The organism is Celeribacter sp. PS-C1 (assembly GCF_019429625.1).
Classification (GTDB): Bacteria; Pseudomonadota; Alphaproteobacteria; order Rhodobacterales; family Rhodobacteraceae; genus Celeribacter.
This window is the reverse complement of record NZ_JAHXRW010000002.1, coordinates 49,663-68,418: the sequence shown is the minus strand read 5'-3', so window position 1 is coordinate 68,418 and position 18,756 is coordinate 49,663. Positions and strand designations below refer to the sequence as shown.

The 18,756-nt window shown below is 60.3% G+C and carries 22 protein-coding genes, 1 other RNA gene and 1 riboswitch; of the genes, 6 read left to right on the top strand and 17 right to left on the bottom strand.

Going from position 1 to position 18,756, the window contains the following annotated elements; all coding sequences use genetic code 11:
• Window positions 1-53 precede the first annotated feature (53 nt).
• The gene (guaD, locus tag J5Y17_RS02885) at window positions 54-1,349 is read left to right on the top strand and encodes a guanine deaminase (protein ID WP_219783719.1); all 1,296 of its coding nucleotides are present in this window, start codon (window positions 54-56) and stop codon (window positions 1,347-1,349) included.
• 67 nt (window positions 1,350-1,416) lie between these two features.
• Here guaD and J5Y17_RS02880 read toward each other — a convergent pair whose 3' ends face one another.
• From J5Y17_RS02880 to J5Y17_RS02865, 4 genes are all read right to left on the bottom strand, one after another.
• Window positions 1,417-1,917 carry a CAP domain-containing protein gene (locus J5Y17_RS02880; RefSeq protein WP_219783718.1) on the bottom strand — a complete coding sequence of 167 codons (501 nt, stop codon included), beginning with the start codon at window positions 1,915-1,917 and terminating at the stop codon, window positions 1,417-1,419.
• 43 nt (window positions 1,918-1,960) lie between these two features.
• Window positions 1,961-3,304: an 8-oxoguanine deaminase gene (locus J5Y17_RS02875; protein ID WP_219783717.1), complete on the bottom strand. Its 1,344-nt coding sequence runs from the start codon at window positions 3,302-3,304 to the stop codon at window positions 1,961-1,963.
• Between the two features lie 47 nt (window positions 3,305-3,351).
• Window positions 3,352-4,161 (bottom strand): inositol monophosphatase family protein, encoded by an 810-nt coding sequence (locus J5Y17_RS02870; RefSeq protein WP_219783716.1) that lies wholly within the window; start codon window positions 4,159-4,161, stop codon window positions 3,352-3,354.
• Window positions 4,162-4,377: 216 nt separating this feature from the next.
• Window positions 4,378-4,761 (bottom strand): helix-turn-helix domain-containing protein, encoded by a 384-nt coding sequence (locus J5Y17_RS02865; RefSeq protein WP_219783715.1) that lies wholly within the window; start codon window positions 4,759-4,761, stop codon window positions 4,378-4,380.
• A 455-nt stretch (window positions 4,762-5,216) separates the two neighbouring features.
• On the opposite strand from J5Y17_RS02865, the gene J5Y17_RS02860 reads away from it, so the two are divergent.
• On the top strand, window positions 5,217-6,176 hold the full coding sequence (locus J5Y17_RS02860) for an NADPH:quinone oxidoreductase family protein (protein WP_370628858.1): 960 nt from the start codon (window positions 5,217-5,219) through the stop codon (window positions 6,174-6,176).
• A gap of 572 nt (window positions 6,177-6,748) precedes the next feature.
• Here J5Y17_RS02860 and J5Y17_RS02855 read toward each other — a convergent pair.
• Window positions 6,749-7,627: a LysR family transcriptional regulator gene (locus J5Y17_RS02855; RefSeq protein WP_219783713.1), complete on the bottom strand. Its 879-nt coding sequence runs from the start codon at window positions 7,625-7,627 to the stop codon at window positions 6,749-6,751.
• Window positions 7,628-7,750: 123 nt separating this feature from the next.
• Here J5Y17_RS02855 and J5Y17_RS02850 point away from each other — a divergent pair, with 123 nt between their 5' ends.
• Window positions 7,751-7,984 carry a DUF1127 domain-containing protein gene (locus tag J5Y17_RS02850; protein WP_219783712.1) on the top strand — a complete coding sequence of 78 codons (234 nt, stop codon included), beginning with the start codon at window positions 7,751-7,753 and terminating at the stop codon, window positions 7,982-7,984.
• 284 nt (window positions 7,985-8,268) lie between these two features.
• Entirely contained in the window at window positions 8,269-9,039 is a 771-nt protein-coding gene (locus J5Y17_RS02845; protein WP_219783711.1) for a Bax inhibitor-1/YccA family protein, read from the top strand.
• 68 nt (window positions 9,040-9,107) lie between these two features.
• On the opposite strand, the gene J5Y17_RS02840 is transcribed toward J5Y17_RS02845, so the two are convergent.
• Both J5Y17_RS02840 and rpmG read right to left on the bottom strand, forming a co-directional pair.
• Window positions 9,108-9,725 (bottom strand): GNAT family N-acetyltransferase, encoded by a 618-nt coding sequence (locus J5Y17_RS02840; RefSeq protein WP_219783710.1) that lies wholly within the window; start codon window positions 9,723-9,725, stop codon window positions 9,108-9,110.
• A gap of 120 nt (window positions 9,726-9,845) precedes the next feature.
• The gene (gene rpmG, locus J5Y17_RS02835) at window positions 9,846-10,013 is read right to left on the bottom strand and encodes a 50S ribosomal protein L33 (RefSeq protein WP_009572866.1); all 168 of its coding nucleotides are present in this window, start codon (window positions 10,011-10,013) and stop codon (window positions 9,846-9,848) included.
• Between the two features lie 229 nt (window positions 10,014-10,242).
• A riboswitch (FMN riboswitch) is annotated at window positions 10,243-10,408 on the top strand.
• A gap of 67 nt (window positions 10,409-10,475) precedes the next feature.
• Between rpmG and J5Y17_RS02830 the strand changes: the two genes are divergently transcribed.
• The gene (locus J5Y17_RS02830) at window positions 10,476-11,360 is read left to right on the top strand and encodes a DMT family transporter (RefSeq protein WP_219783709.1); all 885 of its coding nucleotides are present in this window, start codon (window positions 10,476-10,478) and stop codon (window positions 11,358-11,360) included.
• Window positions 11,361-11,412: 52 nt separating this feature from the next.
• Here J5Y17_RS02830 and J5Y17_RS02825 read toward each other — a convergent pair whose 3' ends face one another.
• From J5Y17_RS02825 to J5Y17_RS02795, 7 genes are all read right to left on the bottom strand, one after another.
• The gene (locus J5Y17_RS02825) at window positions 11,413-12,123 is read right to left on the bottom strand and encodes a DUF533 domain-containing protein (protein ID WP_219783708.1); all 711 of its coding nucleotides are present in this window, start codon (window positions 12,121-12,123) and stop codon (window positions 11,413-11,415) included.
• A gap of 148 nt (window positions 12,124-12,271) precedes the next feature.
• Window positions 12,272-12,682: RNase P RNA component class A (gene rnpB, locus J5Y17_RS02820), an RNA gene on the bottom strand.
• A 13-nt stretch (window positions 12,683-12,695) separates the two neighbouring features.
• The gene (locus J5Y17_RS02815) at window positions 12,696-13,394 is read right to left on the bottom strand and encodes an N-acetylmuramoyl-L-alanine amidase (RefSeq protein WP_255571827.1); all 699 of its coding nucleotides are present in this window, start codon (window positions 13,392-13,394) and stop codon (window positions 12,696-12,698) included.
• Window position 13,395: 1 nt separating this feature from the next.
• Complete coding sequence (locus tag J5Y17_RS02810; protein WP_219783706.1) at window positions 13,396-14,079, bottom strand: hypothetical protein; 684 nt, start codon at window positions 14,077-14,079, stop codon at window positions 13,396-13,398.
• Window positions 14,080-14,118: 39 nt separating this feature from the next.
• Complete coding sequence (gene gatA, locus J5Y17_RS02805) at window positions 14,119-15,606, bottom strand: Asp-tRNA(Asn)/Glu-tRNA(Gln) amidotransferase subunit GatA (RefSeq protein WP_219783705.1); 1,488 nt, start codon at window positions 15,604-15,606, stop codon at window positions 14,119-14,121.
• A complete protein-coding gene (gatC, locus tag J5Y17_RS02800; protein ID WP_167599910.1) occupies window positions 15,606-15,893 on the bottom strand; it encodes an Asp-tRNA(Asn)/Glu-tRNA(Gln) amidotransferase subunit GatC in 288 nt (95 codons plus the stop codon). The genes gatA and gatC overlap by 1 nt, the downstream gene beginning before the upstream one ends.
• Before the next feature lie 35 nt (window positions 15,894-15,928).
• On the bottom strand, window positions 15,929-16,591 hold the full coding sequence (locus J5Y17_RS02795) for a ceramidase domain-containing protein (RefSeq protein WP_219783704.1): 663 nt from the start codon (window positions 16,589-16,591) through the stop codon (window positions 15,929-15,931).
• A gap of 80 nt (window positions 16,592-16,671) precedes the next feature.
• Here J5Y17_RS02795 and J5Y17_RS02790 point away from each other — a divergent pair, with 80 nt between their 5' ends.
• A complete protein-coding gene (locus tag J5Y17_RS02790) occupies window positions 16,672-17,376 on the top strand; it encodes a metal-dependent hydrolase (protein WP_219783703.1) in 705 nt (234 codons plus the stop codon).
• Between the two features lie 3 nt (window positions 17,377-17,379).
• Here J5Y17_RS02790 and J5Y17_RS02785 read toward each other — a convergent pair whose 3' ends face one another.
• Genes J5Y17_RS02785 through J5Y17_RS02775 form a run of 3 tightly spaced genes read right to left on the bottom strand, consistent with a single transcriptional unit; the run spans window position 17,380 to window position 18,695 of the window.
• Window positions 17,380-17,790 carry a hypothetical protein gene (locus J5Y17_RS02785; RefSeq protein WP_219783702.1) on the bottom strand — a complete coding sequence of 137 codons (411 nt, stop codon included), beginning with the start codon at window positions 17,788-17,790 and terminating at the stop codon, window positions 17,380-17,382.
• A complete protein-coding gene (locus tag J5Y17_RS02780) occupies window positions 17,790-18,122 on the bottom strand; it encodes a hypothetical protein (protein WP_219783701.1) in 333 nt (110 codons plus the stop codon). Before J5Y17_RS02780 ends, J5Y17_RS02785 begins: the two co-directional genes overlap by 1 nt.
• 6 nt (window positions 18,123-18,128) lie before the next feature.
• Window positions 18,129-18,695 (bottom strand): RNA polymerase sigma factor, encoded by a 567-nt coding sequence (locus tag J5Y17_RS02775; RefSeq protein ID WP_219783700.1) that lies wholly within the window; start codon window positions 18,693-18,695, stop codon window positions 18,129-18,131.
• Window positions 18,696-18,756: the final 61 nt, after the last annotated feature.

Below are 18,756 nucleotides of genomic sequence, written 5' to 3'. Positions count from 1 at the left end.
CTGTCCCTAATCTGCCCCTATACTTAAGCCCGCGTTTGCCAAAAAGGATCCCGATGGACAAGCTGATTGCAGGACAGGTCGTCACCTATCACGGCGACCCTTTCGACATTCCCGCCGAGGAGGCCGTTCAGGTCCTGTCCGACGCCGCGATTTTGGTCCGTGACGGCAAGGTGGTCTCCTTGGGCGGGCGCGATCACATGCGCGCGAAACACGCAGACGCCGACTTTTTCGATCATGGCCCCGCGCTTATCGTGCCCGGCTTCATTGACGCCCATGCACATTACCCGCAGACCGCGATGATCGCGAGTTGGGGCAAGCGCCTGATCGACTGGCTCAACACCTACACCTTCCCTGAGGAGGCGAAATTCGCGGATCGCGCCTATGCCGATGACATCGCCGGGCGCTATCTCGATCTCTTGTTGGCGAATGGCACCACCACGGTGACGTCCTTTTGCACCGTACACCCCGGTTCGGTCGATGCGCTGTTCGAGGCCGCCGAACGCCGCAACATGAGGATCGTTGCCGGCAAGACCTGTATGGACCGTTGGGAGACGACACCGGAGTTTCTCCGCGATTCCGCCAAATCCGCCTATGACGACAGCAAGGCCCTGATCGCGCATTGGCATGGCAAGGGCCGCGCCACCTATGCGATCACGCCGCGGTTTTCGCCAACCTCAACACCGGAGCAACTCGACGCTTTGGGGCGGCTTTGGGACGAACACCCGACGTGCCTGATGCAGACGCATCTGTCGGAGCAAACCGACGAAATCGAGTGGGTCAAAGGCCTCTACCCCGAGGCCCGCGACTATCTCGACACCTATGAGCAGTTCGGACTTGTGCGCGAGGGCGCGTTGTTCGGCCATGCGATCCACCTTGAGCCGCGAGAGATTGCGCATCTTCAGGCGATGGATTGTTCGCTCATTCATTGCCCAACGTCGAACACCTTCATCGGCTCCGGCCTTTTCGACATGGGCGCGCGCAAGGCCGACGGGCTGCGCGTGGGGCTCGCGACCGACACCGGCGGCGGTTCGTCGTTTTCGATGCTCCGCACCATGGCGGCCGCCTACGAGATCGGCCAGCTCCGCCACAACGCAATTCACCCGGCGCAGCTTTTGTGGCTCGCCACGCGGGGCTCAGCGGAGGCTCTGCGGATGGAGGACAAGATCGGCACCATCGCACCCGGTATGGAGGCAGATTTCGCTGTCATAGATTTGGCATCCACCCCCGCCATCGCCCAACGCGCCATCACCGCCAACACGATCTGGGAAGAGATCTTCCCGACCATCATGATGGGCGACGACCGCGCGGTGATTGCAAGCTATGTGATGGGGGAACGAGCGGCGGTGTGAGCCTCTTTGCCCTGACCGCCCTCTCAACGGGACACGCCACCCGGCCTTCATAGGCTTCAGTGATCTCTCAGCAGCCGCGCGCGAACACCGCCACCCGCATGCCGCCTGCTCCCGTCCCGATGCCGATCTCATTGACCTGCGAGGACAGGATATTCTTGCGATGGCCCGAGGAGGCCATCCACCCCTGCACCGCCTGCTGTGCGGTCGGGTAGCCGCCGGAGATATTTTCCGACAGGAAGCCGTAACAATAGCCCGCTGCGCGCACGCGATCGCCAACCTTGGCGCCATTTTTGCTGATGTGCGAAAAGTAATTCTTCGCCGCCATGTCGTTGGCGTGCCGCTCCGCCGCCGTCGCAAGTTTGGCGTTGTAGCTCAAGGGGGCGAGACCCTGCTTCGCGCGTTCGGCGTTGAGCATCGCCATGATCTGCGCCTCTTCTTCCATGGCAGATGGCGCCGCCGTGGCCGCCGTTGTCACAGGTGTCAACGCGCCAAAACCCGCGCCAGTGTCCGGCCCGCAGGCCGCCAACAGGATCGCGGGGACAATAGCCCAGAGTGTCGTTGTCTTCATGCTATCCCTACTCGATCTTCTTTTTTCGTGTTTCACGATAGGCTTAGCCGTCCATCAGCCCTTTTGCCAGACGAGTCTGGTGTTGCACGACCGAAGGCAGATCAATCGTCGTCACCCAGCTGTCGGCCACCACAGGACGCCCCTCGACGAAGAGGTCCTTGACCATCATCGGCCCCGCGAGCAGCAACGCCGCCGGGTCCCAGCTTCCGGCGGCTTCGACATCCGCCATATCCCACACGGCAATATCCGCGCGTTTGCCGGGCGCAAGAATGCCGATGTCATGCCGCCCAAGCACCTCCGCCCCGCCGCGTGTCGCGATCCAGAGCATCTCGCGCGGGCTCATCTTATCGGCACCGTAAGTCACGCGTTGCAACAACATCGCGGTGCGCGCCTCGATGATCAGATTGCCGCTGTCGTTCGAGGCCGAGCCATCGACGCCAAGCCCCACTTTCACGCCCGCATCCCGCATGCCGCGCACTGGCGCCACGCCCGAGCCAAGACGACAGTTCGAACAGGGACAATGCGCCACGCCAGTGCCGGTCTTGGCGAACAGTTCCACTTCCGAAACGTCAAGTTTGACGCAATGGGCATGCCAGACATCGGGGCCGGTCCAGCCCAGCTCCTCGGCATATTGCCCCGGCCGCATGCCGAATTTCTCTAGGGAATAGGCGATGTCCTCGTCATTCTCGGCCAGATGGGTGTGCATCATCACGCCCTTGTCGCGGGCCAGCACGGCGCTGTCGCGCATCAACCCACGCGAGACGGAAAAGGGTGAGCACGGCGCCACGCCCACTCGGATCATCGCACCGGGGTTCGGGTCGTGGAAGGCGTCGATCACCCGGATGCAATCGTTCAGAATATCCGCTTCGCGTTCGACCAGACTGTCCGGCGGCAGACCGCCCGCGCTTTCGCCGATGGACATGGACCCACGCGTCGCGTGAAGCCGCATGCCGATGGCCTGCGCCGCCTCGATCGTGTCATCGAGCCGCGCGCCATTGGGGTAGAGATAGAGGTGGTCCGAGGTGGTCGAACAGCCCGAAAGCGCCAGCTCCGCCAGCCCGACAAGCGCAGAGACCCGCATATGTTCGGGGCCGAATTTCGACCAGATCGGGTAGAGCGTCTTGAGCCAGCCGAACAACAGCGCATCCTGCGCCTCAGGCACGGCGCGCGTCAGCGTCTGGTAAAGGTGGTGATGGGTGTTGACGAGGCCGGGCGTGACGAGACAACCCTCGGCGTGGATGATCTGCGCATCGTCGTCATAAAGCCCTTTGCCGACCGCTTCGATCACCCCGTCGCGGACCAGAATGTCACCGCCTTTGATTTCCTGTCGGGAGTCATCCATCGTCAGGATGACATCGGCATTGCGGATCAGGAAACAACGGTGCATGGCAGTCCTCTGGGGCTTTTCTCCGGGGACGACCCGAGCGGCTCGGGTCAGTATCCCGAGAGTACCGCCAAAGCCGCCTGATGCAACTCTTTGCTGGCCGCAGCCACCACCCGCCCGCCTTCGAGCACCGGTCCGCCCTGCCAATCGGTGACGATGCCGCCCGCAGCTTCGATCACGGCGATGGGGGCGAGGATGTCGTAGCTTTGCAATCCAGCTTCGACCACCAGATCGATCTGACCTGCGGCCAAAAGCGCATAGGCGTAACAATCCATGCCGTAGCGGGTAAGTTTGCAGCGCGCGGCGAGATCTTGGAAGGCTTTGCCTTCGGTCTCGCTGCCCACTTCAGGGAAAGTCGAAAAGATCACAGCGTCTTCCAAAACGATGCCCTGACGCACACCCAGATCGCGCGTGCCATGCGGCCCGGTGAGAGAAGCCGTCCCCAATCCACCCACAAACCGCTCACCGATGTAGGGCTGGTCGATAACACCATAAAGCACGCTGTCCGAGTCACGCACCGCGATCAAGACGCCCCAGGTCGGCGTGCCGGAAATAAAGCCGCGCGTGCCGTCGATCGGGTCCAGTACCCAAGTAAGGCCAGATGTGCCGGGTTTCATCGGGAATTCTTCGCCCAAAATGGCATCTTCAGGACGCATCTTTTCGATCACCGCCCGCATTGCCTGTTCCGAGCCGCGATCCGCCACTGTCACCGGATCGAATCCGGCGTCGAGTTTGGATGTAGTGTCGAGCCCAGTGCCCCGAAAGTAGCGCAGTGTAATCTCTCGCGCGGCCTCTGCTGCGGCCTCGGCGGTGGCGATGATCGAGGCGTGGTCTTGTGCGGAAAGGCCGATCGTGGACATGAGGACTCCTGTTGGCTGTGCCTTCGCGGGTAGCGCGTCCTCAGGCGCGGGTCAAGGACAGGAGCTACGCCCCTGCGCAGTTACAGAGGAGACGGCCAAGATACCGCTCTTGCGCTCAAAAAGCGCGCAGGACAAAAGAAACGACCCCGGCGTCGAAACGCGAGGGCCGCACATCTTCAGGCGGAGCCTGGATTAAAGTTTTCTCCCGTCTGGGGCTCAAGCCACGTCGGACAGAACCCGCGCGAGTTCGAACAGGCGGCGGCGCTGGTTCTCGGGGATCGCGTAGTAAGACCGCACCAATTCAAGTGCTTCCTTGTCGGCAAGAATGTCGGCGGGCACGCTGGCCTCGTTCGACTGAGCCGCAGTCTCGGCTGGCATCGGTGCATCCATGCCTTCGAAGAAAAACGCAACTGGCACGGAAAGCGCCTCGGCGATGTCCCAAAGACGAGAGGCAGACACCCGGTTCATCCCGGTTTCGTACTTTTGAATTTGCTGAAATTTGATCCCGACTTTTTCGGCGAGCTGCTGTTGCGTCATGCCAACCATCCACCGACGATGGCGGATACGCTTGCCAACGTGGACGTCCACTGGATGTTTCATTCTGACCGCTCCTTCGTAATCGTGCTGCGCAATAACCTATGCGTGTATAGCACATTTCTCTTTCTATTCTTTATCTCTCAACCTGTCTTTTTCGATAGGAGTTGATAAAATTCCGATAAGATGTTGTATTTCATTGCCTAAATAGAGGCTTAATTCGCGACAATCTGGGCAATAGCCGCCTTCTGTATCAAAATAGGCGCTAAACCCACGCGTGTTTTTTGATCACTTGTTGCAATTTGCAATTTGCATACACCTCTCCACACACCAGAACATTCACTGTCTGCCCAACAAGAATCTCGTAAGACCTTTGAAAGACTCGCACTGGCCGCACAAATTTTGCAACGCTCTATGAACGCCCAAAGGGATTTCACATAGACAGCTCGCTCGCAAGTCGCCAAAACCTTACCATGACCCAAAGACACACTCCGAACGCTACTACACCGCCCTCGACCACGATCCGCGCCTGCCGTGTGACGGGATTTGATCGTGCCCCAAATCTCGAAGAGATCGTACTGCCGGCGCCTGGCCCTACGGAGGTCCGTGTGGCGATCCGGGCCAGCGCGCTCAATTTTGCCGACACGCTCATGTGCGAGGGAAAGTATCAGGACACGCCGGAGCCGGCCTTCACATTGGGGCTGGAACTCGCGGGCGAGATCACCGCTTTGGGCGCGGATGTAAAGGGGCTCGACCTCGGTCAACGCGTCGCGGTCTATGCCGGTCAGGGAGGTCTGGCGGATGCGGGCAATTTCCCCGCCGACCGGTGCATCCCCCTACCTGAAAGTTTGGGATATGCCAAAGCTGCGGCGCTCCAGATCGCCTACGGCACGTCGCACATGGCGCTGGATTACAAGGCACGGCTACAACCGGGCGAACGTCTGGTTGTAACCGGCGCCGCGGGCGGCGTGGGCCTCACGGCAGTGGAAATTGGCAAACTGATGGGCGCCGAGGTCATCGCGATTGCGCGCGGCGCGGAAAAGCTCGCCATTGCGCGCGCCGCCGGCGCCGATCACCTGATCGACGCAAGTGCGCCCGACATCCGAGAACAGATCAAAGCCCTTGGCGGCGCTGATGTGGTCTATGAGGCGGTGGGCGAGCCTTTGTACGAGGCCTGCTTTCGCGCGACCAACCCCGACGGACGCATCCTTTTGATCGGCTTCGCGGGCGGCGATCTCCCCAAGATGAAGCCCAACCACATGCTGGTAAAGAACATCACCGCAATCGGGTTCTATTGGGGCAGCTACCTGTCCTTTAACCCCGCGCCTCTGCGCGCCTCTTTGGCGCAGCTTTTCGACTGGGCTGCCGAAGGCCGGATCAAACCGCACATCTCTCACCGCTTGCCTTTGGAGCGGTTCGACGAGGGGCTGGAGCTATTGCGCTCGCGGAAGGCGACGGGGAAAGTGGTACTGGAGCCCTGAGTGCCGACGTGGTGCGATCAAAGAGGCAGGCGTTTGTTGGGCGCGTGTGTGTTCAACGCAAAGCTGTAGACCAACCGATCAAGCTTTCACAGAATGTGGGGAAGGGGAACTCCCGAAACATTCGAATGATGGCTGTTCGGACCTTCGCGACTTTCGCTGCGGCCGCACAGATCTCTGTTTCTTTTAACTAGCTTCGTTCATCTCAATCAATTGATCGAAACAGAACTCACAAAGTAGGCTAATTTGGGCAAACCCTTCAGTCTCGTCATTCCACTCTTCACCATGGCTCATGAGGAACTTGTCACATTCATCACACCACCCGTTGTACTGCCCGTCTTCATCTCGGACGAAAACAAGCCCTCGTTTGCGACCATCGCGCAATGAGGCAATAGAATGAGAACACACGTAAGCTGGCCTTGATGAGCCATGCTGATTGCAGTGCACTCTGGCTTCTTCTTTTGACGCCATGCCTTCTCCCCGGCATTGTTTGCTGCTCTAAGGCCAACCTTAGGACGGGTTGCAGCATCAGTCCATATGGGCTCAAACCGACCTTTCCCACTCTCACCCAGCCCCTACTGCGCCGCCAAACGTGACCCCCGGTGGTTGCGATAGGATTGACGTAGCAACTCACGCAGTCGCTCCGCAGCCTCGCCAGTCATCATGTCAGAGCAGTAGAGGTTGATCTTTTTCGAGGCGAGTTCCGGCAGGGCGCCGCCATGCTGGATCGGCTGAGAATAGGGCGGCGCCGTGTCTTCCAGCATCACATGCACCGCCAAGTCGGCGGAAACAGAGGCCTCGATGGTGCGCGACTGATCGCTTTCGATCGACACCTCCCACGGGATACCCGCCTTGTCCAAAGCCTCCTGAACGCTTTTGCGGAAAATACAGCGGTGCTCAAAGGCCAGACGCAGCGGGCGTTGACGCCATGCGACGCCATTGGGCGCGCCAATCCACACCAGCGGCAGTTCAACGAGCGTCTCACCGCCGACGTCGAGATCGTCCTCGGTGGTCAGGATCACATCGCATTCACCTCGGGCGAATTTTTCCTTGAGCTGCATGGTGAAGGAAGACAAAAGATTTACCCGCATACGCGGGAAATCTGCGTGGAAATGTTGCAACACCAGCGGGATCGACGGGTAGACGATGTCATGCGGCACCCCCAGCACGATCTCGCCCTCATATTCCGTCGCGGTCAGACGGCTATAGACTTCGTCATTCAACTCCAGCATCCGCCGCGCATAGGACAAGAGCTGTTCGCCCGCCGCCGTGAGGGCGATCTTGCGGGCACTTCGGTCCAAAAGCCGCGCGTCCAAACTCTCTTCGAGCCGCTTGAGCTGCATCGAGACGGCGGATTGCGTCAGGTTCAACGCGCCTGCGGCACGGGTCACACCTCCGGTGTCAGCCACGGTGACAAAGGAACGCAAAGCGGTCAGGTCGAGGTTTCTAGCCACATCAACATCCTTGATGTTATCTCAAACAATCATTCATTTCACTTATCTCCCATAATCAGAGATAAAGCATCAAGGAAAATGATTACACGAACGCCTACCACAACGAAACAGAAAGGAACGCCGATGTCTTCGTCGATTTTTGCACCGATTTCCGCACGCGCTAGCGGCGCCACCTGCGCACGCCCCTCTCGTTCTGTCTTCGGACGCCTGCGCATGGCCTTCGCCCTGTCCAAACAACGCCGCGAACTGGCCAACCTCGATGACGCCCTTCTCGAAGACATCGGGGTAACCCGCGAACAAGCCGTGAAAGAATCCGAGCGCCCGGTCTGGGACGCGCCGCGCAACTGGATGCGTTGAACCGAACACAGAGCCTAAGACAGTTTGCCCCGCCGATGCTGTGCAGAGCTGTCCTCCCGAGGTCCCCCGACCGCGATGCCCTTTGGTGTCGCGGTCATTTTTTGACATCTGGCACCTCACGCCCAAATCACAAACCTTCACACGCGCTAAAATATCTGTCGAAAACAATGCGTTTTAAGTCCGACCACGGCTTGAAATCCGGGACAGGACTGCCAATATCGGGAGAGACATCTCCGCATCAGGCGGAGACCACGCATTTTTTACGCACAGGAGACAGATAGAAAATGGCTGACTACAGAACGATCAACGCTGGTGTCGGCGCACGCTCGGCTGAGATCGACGCCGGCCTTCGCGCCCATATGAACAAGGTCTACGGCACAATGTCCGTGGGTCTTCTGGTGACCGCTCTGGCCGCTTGGGCACTGTCCAACCTCGCCGTAAGCGCCACCCCGACCGAATACCAGATCGGTGCAGACGAATACCTGACGAGCCTCGGCTATGCGCTTTACGTGTCGCCCCTCAAATGGGTGATCATGCTCGCCCCGCTCGCCATGGTCTTTGGCTTTGGTGCCATCATGTCCCGCCTTTCGGCTGCCGCGACCCAAACCTACTTTTACGTCTACGCGGCCCTGATGGGCCTGTCCTTGAGCTCGATCTTCCTCGTGTTCACCGGCGCCTCTATCGCTCAGACCTTCCTCGTGACGTCGGCTGCCTTCGCAGGTCTGTCGCTCTGGGGCTACACCACGAAGAAAGACATCTCCGGCTGGGGCTCGTTCCTGATCATGGGTGTGATCGGCCTGATCCTCGCCTCGATCGTCAACATCTTCCTCAAGTCCTCCGGCCTTGAATTCGCGATCTCCGCGATCGGTGTGCTGATCTTTGCGGGCCTGACCGCCTACGACACGCAAAAGATCAAAACCGATTACATCTCCCACGCCCATGCGATGGACGGTGAATGGCTGGCGAAATCCGCGATCATGGGGGCCCTGAACCTCTATCTCGATTTCATCAACCTGTTCATGTTCCTGCTGCAATTCCTCGGCAACCGGGACTGATCAACGGATCACTCAAAACGAAAAGGCCGCTCCTCGGAGCGGCCTTTTTTATTAGGCGAAACATTCTTTTAGAGATCACGGGCCATTTGGATCGCGGGCAGATAAACACCGGGCTTCAGCGCCAAATCCACGTCTCCCGACGCCTCGAAGCCATGCGACTCATAGAACGCCCGCGCCGTGAGCGTCGAAAGACAGCACATCCGCTCCACCCCCGTCAGCGTGGCGTTCTCGAGGATATGCCCAAGCAGAACCGACCCCACACCGCGCCGGACATGATCCGGGTGCACCGCGACCCGGCGCATGTGGCCGATCTCGCGCGGACCGACGCCGCCAAAGGGCGTGGCTTGCGTCCAGCCGCCCGCAGCAATGATCTCACCACCGCCAGTCTCGGCGACAAAGAAGGTGCCAGAGTTGAGCAGCCGTGGCGCCGTATGCAGCAAGGCTGGCAAGGCAACGTCAAGAATGGCGGCCGCGTAGTGCTGTTTCAGGAGCTGACCGTAGGAGGCACGAAAGAGCGCGTCGATCTCCGCGGTATCGGCCGGCATGGCGACGCGAACGGTGAACGGCACGCTCTTGCGAATCTCCTGCGCGCGTACCGCCAGAGCCTCACTCAGGCTACTGGGCAACGAGCAGGAGCTGTCAGGCCGCTCCGGCTCTCTAAAATCATCATCGAAACATCCGAACATTTTCTCTCTCCTGTGTTGGACGGTTTGGAATGGGGTCCGCTGGCGAGAGAAGCTGGCAAAGAAAAACCGCGCTTCCCTCTCGGGTCGCGCGGCTTTTGCATCTTGGTATGTCGGAAGGGCTTACTTGATTTTGCCTTCTTTGTACTCGACGTGCTTACGCGCAACCGGGTCGTATTTTTTTACGACCATCTTTTCGGTCATGGTGCGGGCGTTCTTTTTGGTCACGTAGAAGTGGCCCGTGTCCGCGGTCGAGTTGAGACGGATTTTGATCGTCGTCGGCTTCGCCATTTTTCATTACTCCAATTATCGCGTGCAACGGGGGCACAGTTGTGTTCGAGCGCCAGCCCGTGGAATCCTTGAAGCCTGCCTTTTAAGGACTTCGGCCCCCGAGTCAATGGGGTATCAACAGAAAACAGTCACAAGCGCGGAGTTTCCTGACGCACAGAGGTTCTGCACCTCCTATGGCTTGCGTCCCTATTGGACGAGGCCTAAATCGGCCCTGCGACCAAATCGGTCGAAAACCTCTCAGGGCGGGGCGAAATTCCCCACCGGCGGTGTTTAGGGGCCTTAAGGGCCACCCTATCAGCCCGCGAGCGCCACGCGCGTCTAAAGGACACGCTGGGACAGCAGAGCCGGTGAGATCCCGGAGCCGACGGTCATAGTCCGGATGAAAGAGAGAAGACAGGTCGTCGCATCACCGCGCGCGCCCTGCCCTCGTGCCTTGAGTTATGTGTGTAGAAAGGACGACACATGACTCTGAATTCGCTTGGTCCGGCTCGCGCCGGTGCCCTTTTGATGATCGCAGCCGGTGTGCTCTTCGCCGTCATCAACCTTTTGACCCAATATGCCACGATGATGCTCCATGTGCCCTCCGCCCGCATGGCCTTCTGGCAATATTTCATCGCCTTGCTGTTCTCGCTCCCTTGGGTGGTGCGCGAGGGCCTGCGCGCGATGAAGACCAACAACCTGATGCTTCACCTCCTGCGCGTCGCCGCCGCCGTCATCGGGGTTCAGCTCTGGATCGCGGGCCTCGCCCATGTGCCGATCTGGCAGGCGATCGCCCTCATCATGCTTTCGCCCTTCTTTGTGACGCTGGGCGCCAATCTGTTCCTGGATGAGGCCGCAACGCCCGAGCGCTGGATCGCCGTCACCGTCGGTTTCGCGGGCGGCATGATCATCCTCGCTCCTTGGTCCGAGAGCTTTTCACTCTTCGTGCTCTACCCCGTGGGCGCCGCCGCCTTTTGGGCGCTCACCTCCTTGCTGACCAAACGCCTGACCCGATCCGAGACGCCCGAGAGCCTCACCGTCTACCTGCTCTTGATGCTCAGCCCAGTGAACTTTGGCCTCGCCTTAGGCGATGGAATCGCCCTCGGCGGCGGTCTCACCGCGCTGATTCTCGTCGCGGCGGGCCTTCTGACCGCTCTGGCGCAATATGCCATCGCCAAGGCCTATGCCGTCGCAGATGCCGCCTATTTGCAGCCCTTCGATCACTTGAAACTTCCGCTCAACGTGGGCTTTGGCGTATTAGCCTTCGGCTTTGTGCCGCCGGGGTCGATGTGGATCGGATCGCTGATGATCCTCGCCGCGTCCTTTTACCTGCTGCGTCAGGAAAGCCGCGCGGCGAAACCCGCGTGAATCAAAAAGGGCGGCTCCAAAGCCGCCCTTTTCTCATAAACTTTGCCCAAGCTCAGATAACGGGTTTGCCCATCGACTGATGAATCTCGGCTTGCTTCGCCGGATCCAGCATCAAGGATTGCGCCAGACCTGTGAGGAAGGTCTTTTCCGCGTCCGTATCGACGGAAATCGCCATCAAAGCCGCCGCATAGACCTGCGCGCCCGCCGACGATCCAGCATCCTTGGCCAGAGCCATCGGATCGACCGGCGCATCCAACTCAGCCTGCACAAAGGCGATCTCTTCCTCAGAGGCATCCCCCAGTTGGTCGAGGATTTTCGTGCGCTCTTCCGCGTCGATCTCGCCATCAGATTTTGCAGCCATGATCATCGATCGGATCATCAGCTTCGCATTCTCTTCCGCTGCAGCGCCCACAGGCGTTCCCGCCGTCACGGAGGCGAACATATCAGACATCGACGTGGCGCCAGTGGCCGCCGCACCCGACATCGCGGAGAACAGCGAGCCAAGCCCCGCTTCGGTCGCCTCGGACATGTCCGCGGCCTGATTTCCGAACTTTCCCATCATGTCGCGCACGGCATCCGAACCACCGGGAAAGCCGAATTTCTCCGCCATCTGGCCCATCTGATCAGCCATGCCACCGGGAGCACCGGACTGGCGCATCGCTTCGCGCATCCCGTCCATTCCACCCATTTTCTTCATCTTCTCAACACCTTTGGCCGCAGCAAAGCCGATCGCCAAGGTTGTCAACGTCTTTACGAAACTCATTGGGGGATCTCCCTTTTCTCAAAACCACTTGCCCCATAGTGCGATGAAAAAATCGATCTGCCAACAGGGCAAAATCTGCCTTCTCCTGTCTCAAAATATCCCGGGTGAATTGGACGCGGAGCGGCCAAGAGGGCAGAGCCCTTAAATACGACGCGGACAGCCTGTAAGCCGGATTCTGTCTCAGCGGGAAACCCGCCGTGGATAACCATTCCTCTAGGCCGGCTGTTACCAGACGGCTCAAGCTGCCAACCCGGGTTCTCAGGCTTGAGCGACCTTGCGGGCGGTATGCTTGCGCACAACAGACCCCACGTAGAACCCCTATTTGGCATTGCTCCCGGTGGGGCTTGCCGTGCCGCTTCTGTTGCCAGTCGCGCGGTGGGCTCTTACCCCACCGTTTCACCATGACCTCCGTATAGAAGGCCGTCTCTTCTCTGTGGCGCTATCCCTGGGGTTGCCCCCGCCGGGCGTTACCCGGCACCGTTGCTCAAGGGAGTCCGGACTTTCCTCCCCTCCCCCCAAAGCGAACCTCGAGAGAAGCGGCGGTTATCCGGCCATCCGCGTCGGAGTGCGACTTAGGCGGTCAGCTTGCCGCGGTCAATGGGAAAGCGGCTGGAGAGATCGCGTGCCAGTGCCATATCCCGCCCATCGAGCGGCCCATGATGATGTGGGTGAAAACGGCTTCGGAAGGCGGGCAAAAGCGCCTCAAGCGGCACCTCAGGATAGCCAAAGGCCTGTAGGTCTTGCACAAATCGAACCTCATCGGGCTCGATGTCATCCAATTCTTTCGGAAATACGGACAAACCCTGCAAAGCCAGTCTTTTCCAGTCAAACCGGGGGCCGGGGTCGATTTTGCGCAACGGCGCCATGTCGGAATGCCCGATCACGCGTTCAGGCGGGAGAGCGTAGCGGGAGCGAATATCTGCGAGAAGACTTTCGAGAGCGTCCATCTGTGCAGCGGCAAAAGGCGCGGTGCCGGGATTAGCCAATTCGATGCCGATAGAGCGCGAATTCACATCCGTCACCTCGCCCCACTGCCCCGCACCGGCGTGCCAAGCGCGCATTTCTTCGTCCACGAGGCGAAACACCTGCCCCTGCTCACAGATCAGGTAATGCGCGGACACCTCATACTCAGTTGAACAAAGCCGCTCCAACGCCGCCTCAGCACTCGCCATAGCCGTATAGTGGATCACCACCAAGTCAGGCCGCGCGCCGTCGCGCCGTTCGCCGAAATTCGGCGACGGGTGCTCTTGGATCACAAGATCAGAGGGCATCTTAGCGTCTGGCAGCCAGACGGAAGGGCGCCGGGTCCCAGCTACAAGCGAAACCATCGCCATCGGGATCAAGGCCCTGCGGGTTCTTTTCAGGCCCGCCGTTTTTCAAGAAGTATTCCTGCGCAAGATCGGGAGACGGATATTTTGCACAATTGCGTGCTGCGCGCGATTCGGCGCCGGGGATCAAACGAGAATAAAGCGCCTGACCAACGGTGTTCGTCGTCGAGAGCGCGAATTCCACGATAGTGCCCGCATCAGAGGTCGGACGCGACGGCAGGGCCGTCGGCTGGATCGTCACATAGGCCTCTTTGTTTGCCGCGACGAGGGCGGCGTCCTCTTCGATCGAGCGTTCCGAGGACACGGCGGAAAAGTCATTTTCCGCAGAGATGCCGACCGCATTGCTGACCGCCGCAGGCGCCGGACCCGAAGCAGTGGTGCTAGGGGCAGCAGCAGCGTTCTCGGCGGCATTGATGGCAGCAGTGGCCTCGGCGGAGATCGCCTGGGTGTCGAGGCCGGAGGTTGCCCCCCCTGCCCCACGGCCTTCGCCGCTGGCAATCAGCTGTGCCTCGCGCTCCGCCTGATACTCGGCATAGGAGCCGAAACCGACCCCAGCGCCGCTATTGGGCACAGGGGTTTCACAAGCAGCGAGCGCGGCCAAAGAAATCAGGGCAACAGAGAGGCGCATGGGGGCAAAAGCTCCAAAAGAGGCGAATTTACGCGCCTCTTACCACCATTTTTCCGGCTTGGAAACAAAGCCTGCGGCACCCTCAAGCGAATGCGCGATATTCAGCAGATCGCCCTCTTCCCAAGGTTTGCCGATGAGCTGAAGCCCGAGCGGCAGCCCCGTGGCCGACACACCGGTCGGCACGGAAATGCCCGGCAGACCCGCGAGGTTCACGGTCACAGTGAAGACGTCGTTCAGATACATCTGAATCGGATCGCTATCGGACACTTCGCCCAGACCAAAGGCCGGAGACGGCGTCGCGGGCGTCAGGATCGCGTCGACACCAGCGGCGAAAGCATCCTCGAAGTCCTTCTTGATCAGCGTACGGACCTTGCGCGCCTTGTTGTAATAGGCGTCGTAGAAGCCAGCCGAGAGCACATAGGTGCCGACCATGACGCGACGCTGAACCTCTTTGCCGAAGCCTTCGGCGCGGGTTTTCTCGTACATGTCGTTGATGCCCTCGCCCGCCGCAAGCGTCGCACGGTGGCCATAGCGCACCCCGTCATAACGAGCGAGGTTCGAAGAGGCCTCAGCCGGCGCGATGACGTAATAGGTCGGCAGCGCGTATTTGGTGTGCGGCAGCGAAATATCGACGATCTCGGCACCGGCGTCCTTGAGCATCGCGGCGCCATCGTCCCAAAGTTTGACGATCTCGTCCGGCGTGCCGTCGAGGCGGTATTCTTTCGGGATACCGATTTTCTTGCCGCGAATATCGCCGGTCAAAAGCGCCTCGAAATTCGGCACCGGCAGATCGGCGGAGGTCGAGTCCTTCATGTCGTGACCACACATGGCCTCCAACATGATCGCCGCGTCTCGCACGGATTTGGTCATCGGGCCAGCTTGGTCCAGCGAGGAGGCAAAGGCCACCACACCCCAGCGCGAGCAGCGCCCGTAGGTCGGCTTGATGCCCACGATGCCGGTGAAGGCGGCAGGCTGGCGGATCGAGCCGCCTGTGTCGGTGCCGGTCGCAGCCAAGCAAAGATCGGCGGAAACGGCCGCAGAGGAGCCACCCGAGGAGCCGCCCGGCGTCAGCGGGGTCTCTTCATTGCCTCGGCGCCACGGGTTGACCGCGTTGCCATAGGTCGATGTTTCGTTCGAGGAGCCCATGGCAAACTCGTCCATGTTGAGCTTGCCCAGCATGACCGCGCCAGCGTCAAACAGCTTCGAGGTGATGGTCGACTCGTATTCGGGTTTAAACCCTTCGAGGATCGCGGAGGCCGCTTGGGTCGGCACGCCTTTGGTCGCAAACAGATCCTTGATCCCGATCGGCAGACCGCACATCGCGGGCGCATCGCCTGCGGCCAGACGCGCGTCGGCGGCTTTGGCCTGTTCGCGGGCGATCTCGGGCGTGTTGTGCACGAAAGCATTGAGCGCACCCGCGCCTTCGATCTCGGTGAGGCAAGCCTCTGTCAGATCGGCGGAGGTAAATTCTTTTGCGCGCAGACCGTCACGGGCGGCGGAAAGCGTGAGTTTATTGAGATCAGACATTATTCCACCACCTTCGGCACTGCAAAGAAGCCCTCGCGCGCGTCGGGCGCATTCTTCAGGATTTTCTCCTGCATATTGCCATCCGTCACACCGTCCTTGCGGCGTTTGAGACGCTGCGGCGTCACCGAGGTCATCGGCTCGACGCCCTCGACATCCACTTCGGAGAGTTGCTCGATAAAGCCGAGCACAGCGTTGAATTCCGAGGCCAGCGCAGGAAGCGCGTCTTCCTCGACGCGGATGCGGGCGAGCTTGGCCACCCGGCGGGCGGTATCAATGTCGATGGACATGGGGCAATGCTCCGTAATCTTGGTCACATGAGGCTTTAGCGCCCCTGCGCGCGGCCTTCAAGCATATGCGTGAGATAAACATGGATCATCCAGCCCAACATCATCGCGTTGAGGATGTGCCAGAGGAAATGCGTGCCCAAGGGGAGGCCAGCGCAGATCGGCTCATCGAGCCAGCGCATCGCAATGGAAAGGCAAAGGATCAGCGCGCCAACTGCGAGACCGCGTGCGGTCAGGGGCGCGCGGCGCCTCAGGAGGATGGCATAGATGAAAATGAGCATTGGCACAGGCGCATAGGCCGCGGAACTGCCGAGACCCAAATTCGAGAAAAGCGGCACGGTGGCGGCGGCGTAGGGGAAGAACAGCATGGTCACGAGCACGGATTTCCAAGTCTCAAGCCCGAAATAATCCCGTGTCGCCGCGAAGATATAGAGCAAGATGAACAGGAGGATCGGCAAAGTGTCCACCATCGCACCCCAGCGTGTCGCCGTGGTGTGAAAGGCGAAGGAGCCAAGGCCGATCACGAAAAGCACGACGACCAAAGCCCGCGCCATGGGATAGGCCCTCGCCCGCGGCCAGATCACCAGCGCGGCGATCAAAAACGCCGCATTTGTCAGTGCATTGACCGGCTCCGACCAAAAGGTGAAATCCGTGCGTTCGCAATAGGCATCAATTTGCGCATTCCAAGTCTCTGGCCACATCGCCCTGTCACCCTAGTATATTGATCTTAGGCTACAACATAGCGCTGAGAGTCGTTTTCTGAACCAGGGAGTTTGTACAAATGAAAATCACATGGCTGGGCCACTCCGGTTTTCGCATCGAAATTGCAGATCAGGTTCTCCTGATCGACCCGTGGCTGGCGGGCAATCCGGCCTTCCCCGAGGGCCGCGAGGCGGAGGCGACCGAGGGCGCGACGGCGATTTTCCTCACCCATGGTCATGGCGACCATGCCTCGACCACCCTGCCCGTCGCGCAAGAGACCGACGCGATGATCTATTGCATCCATGAGCTGTCGATCATCCTCGGCAGAGAGGGCGCGCAGGTCACGGGATTTGGCAAAGGCGGCACGATCACTTTGGGCGAAGGCGACGATGCGGTCACCGTCACCATGGTAAACGCCGTGCATAGCTCATCCATCGACTTCAAAGACGGCGCGCCACAATATGCGGGCGATCCGGCGGGCTTTATGATCTCTGGCGAGGGCCACACGATCTATGTCTCCGGCGACACCGACATCATGGCCGATATGGAATGGTTTGCAGATCTACACCAACCCGACATCGGGCTATTGTGCGCGGGCGGGCATTACACGATGGACATGAAACGCGCCGCCTACGTCTGTCAAAAGTTCTTTGATTTCAAAACGGTGATCCCGTGTCACTGGGGCACCTTCCCGCTTCTGGCGCAGAGCTGCGATGAGTTGGTCTATGCGCTGGAGGACGGCGTGGTGAAGGTGCCCGAGGTGCTGGTGCCGCTTGAGATCTAAACTTTAGCCTTCGGACGCGCGCGCCTCGAGAACTTCGAGTACGAGGCCTTGCGCCTCGCTTACAGCCTCGTCCAGCGCGCGTCGGAACTCCTCCATCGCCGTCTCCGTCGCCGCCTTGTCAAACGGCGTAGTGGTTCCGGTGTCGACCACGGCGCGACGGGCGTCGATCACAGCGCGCACCTTCGGCGACAGGCTATTCTGATTGTCCTGAAAATGCGCGCGAAGGTCTCGGCGGACATCGGCGGGGAAAGCGGGCGGTGGCCCGGCCTCGTCCCCCATCAAGGTGACTCGCACCTGCTGGAACCGCCAGGTAGCGCCCAAAGCGATAGCATTGCCCAAAAGCGAGAGCGCCAGAACGCCGATCAAAACGATGCGACCTTTTGAAACGCGATGCGGTCGTTGTGCTGCAGACATCAGAAGCCCCCCATCAAGGTCAAAAGGTCACCGAAGGCAAACCAGGCGAGAAACCCATCGCCCAGCGCAGTGGAAGACAGGACGTAGCCCAGCGCCACGCCGAGCGCCATCAACCCGCCAAAGCCCAAAGCCCAAGGCAAAGGTTCGGAGAGCACGTCGCCGTGGATCTCGGTGCGCGTTCGGTTGACGGTGACGGTCTGGCTGAGGACCGCGCGGGACAGTTCCGCGACATCCTCGTCCTCGGGGTGGGCGAAAAGTGCGGCCAGCTCGCGGTCAAATTCCGCGTCTGTCTTCGCATGTGCCGCCTTCGTCGTGTTGTCATGATCCGACATCTTGAATCACTCCTCCAGTTCCAGCCGGGCCCTGAGCGTCGCTCGAGCGCGCACCAGCAATTGTTCCACCGCCCCTTCGCTCGTGCCGAGCGCCATCGCGATCTCCGCCCCCGAAAGCTCCCCTGCGGCCTTGAGCAGGATCGCCTGTTTCTGCCGGGTCGGCAATGTGCGGATCACGGCCTGGGTCTGCGCCAATCTCTGGCGCGCACCATATTCCGTTTCCGCCCCCGGCATGTCGTCTTCCGGCTCCGGCATGCTGTCGATCCCGACAAACCGCCGAAAGCCCCCCCGCCTGTTGTGATCAATGCACAGATTGACCGCGATCCTGTAGAGCCATGAGGACACGGCGCCCTTGGAGGGATCGTAGCGTTCCGCATGGCGCCAGGCCCGCAAGAACACCTCCTGTGCGACATCTTCCGCCTCCGAGGACACGGTCAGCGATTGCGCGGCATAGCGCCGGATGCCCGGGCCATACATCGCGATCAATCGCGCCAAGGCCGCGCGCTCGCCTCGGGCCAGCGCTGCCATTACGGCTTTTGCATCTGCCTGCGTGGGAGGCTGATGAGCAGTCATAACTGCGGCTCCGGCTGAGAGGGGCGAGAAGATGTCAACAGAGGTACCATGAAACACAGAG

What these genes read in the sequence shown, in the direction of transcription:
- J5Y17_RS02810 (WP_219783706.1), bottom strand. Translation starts at nt 14,079, where the DNA reads ATGCGCCTCTCTGTTGCCCTGATTTCTTTGGCCGCGCTCGCTGCTTGT.
- J5Y17_RS02790 (WP_219783703.1), top strand. Translation starts at nt 16,672, where the DNA reads ATGAAAATCACATGGCTGGGCCACTCCGGTTTTCGCATCGAAATTGCA.
- J5Y17_RS02775 (WP_219783700.1), bottom strand. Translation starts at nt 18,695, where the DNA reads ATGACTGCTCATCAGCCTCCCACGCAGGCAGATGCAAAAGCCGTAATG.
- J5Y17_RS02785 (WP_219783702.1), bottom strand. Translation starts at nt 17,790, where the DNA reads ATGTCTGCAGCACAACGACCGCATCGCGTTTCAAAAGGTCGCATCGTT.
- J5Y17_RS02825 (WP_219783708.1), bottom strand. Translation starts at nt 12,123, where the DNA reads ATGAGTTTCGTAAAGACGTTGACAACCTTGGCGATCGGCTTTGCTGCG.
- J5Y17_RS02880 (WP_219783718.1), bottom strand. Translation starts at nt 1,917, where the DNA reads ATGAAGACAACGACACTCTGGGCTATTGTCCCCGCGATCCTGTTGGCG.
- J5Y17_RS02840 (WP_219783710.1), bottom strand. Translation starts at nt 9,725, where the DNA reads ATGTTCGGATGTTTCGATGATGATTTTAGAGAGCCGGAGCGGCCTGAC.
- J5Y17_RS02875 (WP_219783717.1), bottom strand. Translation starts at nt 3,304, where the DNA reads ATGCACCGTTGTTTCCTGATCCGCAATGCCGATGTCATCCTGACGATG.
- J5Y17_RS02830 (WP_219783709.1), top strand. Translation starts at nt 10,476, where the DNA reads ATGACTCTGAATTCGCTTGGTCCGGCTCGCGCCGGTGCCCTTTTGATG.
- J5Y17_RS02850 (WP_219783712.1), top strand. Translation starts at nt 7,751, where the DNA reads ATGTCTTCGTCGATTTTTGCACCGATTTCCGCACGCGCTAGCGGCGCC.
- J5Y17_RS02845 (WP_219783711.1), top strand. Translation starts at nt 8,269, where the DNA reads ATGGCTGACTACAGAACGATCAACGCTGGTGTCGGCGCACGCTCGGCT.
- gatC (WP_167599910.1), bottom strand. Translation starts at nt 15,893, where the DNA reads ATGTCCATCGACATTGATACCGCCCGCCGGGTGGCCAAGCTCGCCCGC.
- J5Y17_RS02870 (WP_219783716.1), bottom strand. Translation starts at nt 4,161, where the DNA reads ATGTCCACGATCGGCCTTTCCGCACAAGACCACGCCTCGATCATCGCC.
- rpmG (WP_009572866.1), bottom strand. Translation starts at nt 10,013, where the DNA reads ATGGCGAAGCCGACGACGATCAAAATCCGTCTCAACTCGACCGCGGAC.
- gatA (WP_219783705.1), bottom strand. Translation starts at nt 15,606, where the DNA reads ATGTCTGATCTCAATAAACTCACGCTTTCCGCCGCCCGTGACGGTCTG.
- guaD (WP_219783719.1), top strand. Translation starts at nt 54, where the DNA reads ATGGACAAGCTGATTGCAGGACAGGTCGTCACCTATCACGGCGACCCT.
- J5Y17_RS02815 (WP_255571827.1), bottom strand. Translation starts at nt 13,394, where the DNA reads ATGCCCTCTGATCTTGTGATCCAAGAGCACCCGTCGCCGAATTTCGGC.
- J5Y17_RS02865 (WP_219783715.1), bottom strand. Translation starts at nt 4,761, where the DNA reads ATGAAACATCCAGTGGACGTCCACGTTGGCAAGCGTATCCGCCATCGT.
- J5Y17_RS02795 (WP_219783704.1), bottom strand. Translation starts at nt 16,591, where the DNA reads ATGTGGCCAGAGACTTGGAATGCGCAAATTGATGCCTATTGCGAACGC.
- J5Y17_RS02780 (WP_219783701.1), bottom strand. Translation starts at nt 18,122, where the DNA reads ATGTCGGATCATGACAACACGACGAAGGCGGCACATGCGAAGACAGAC.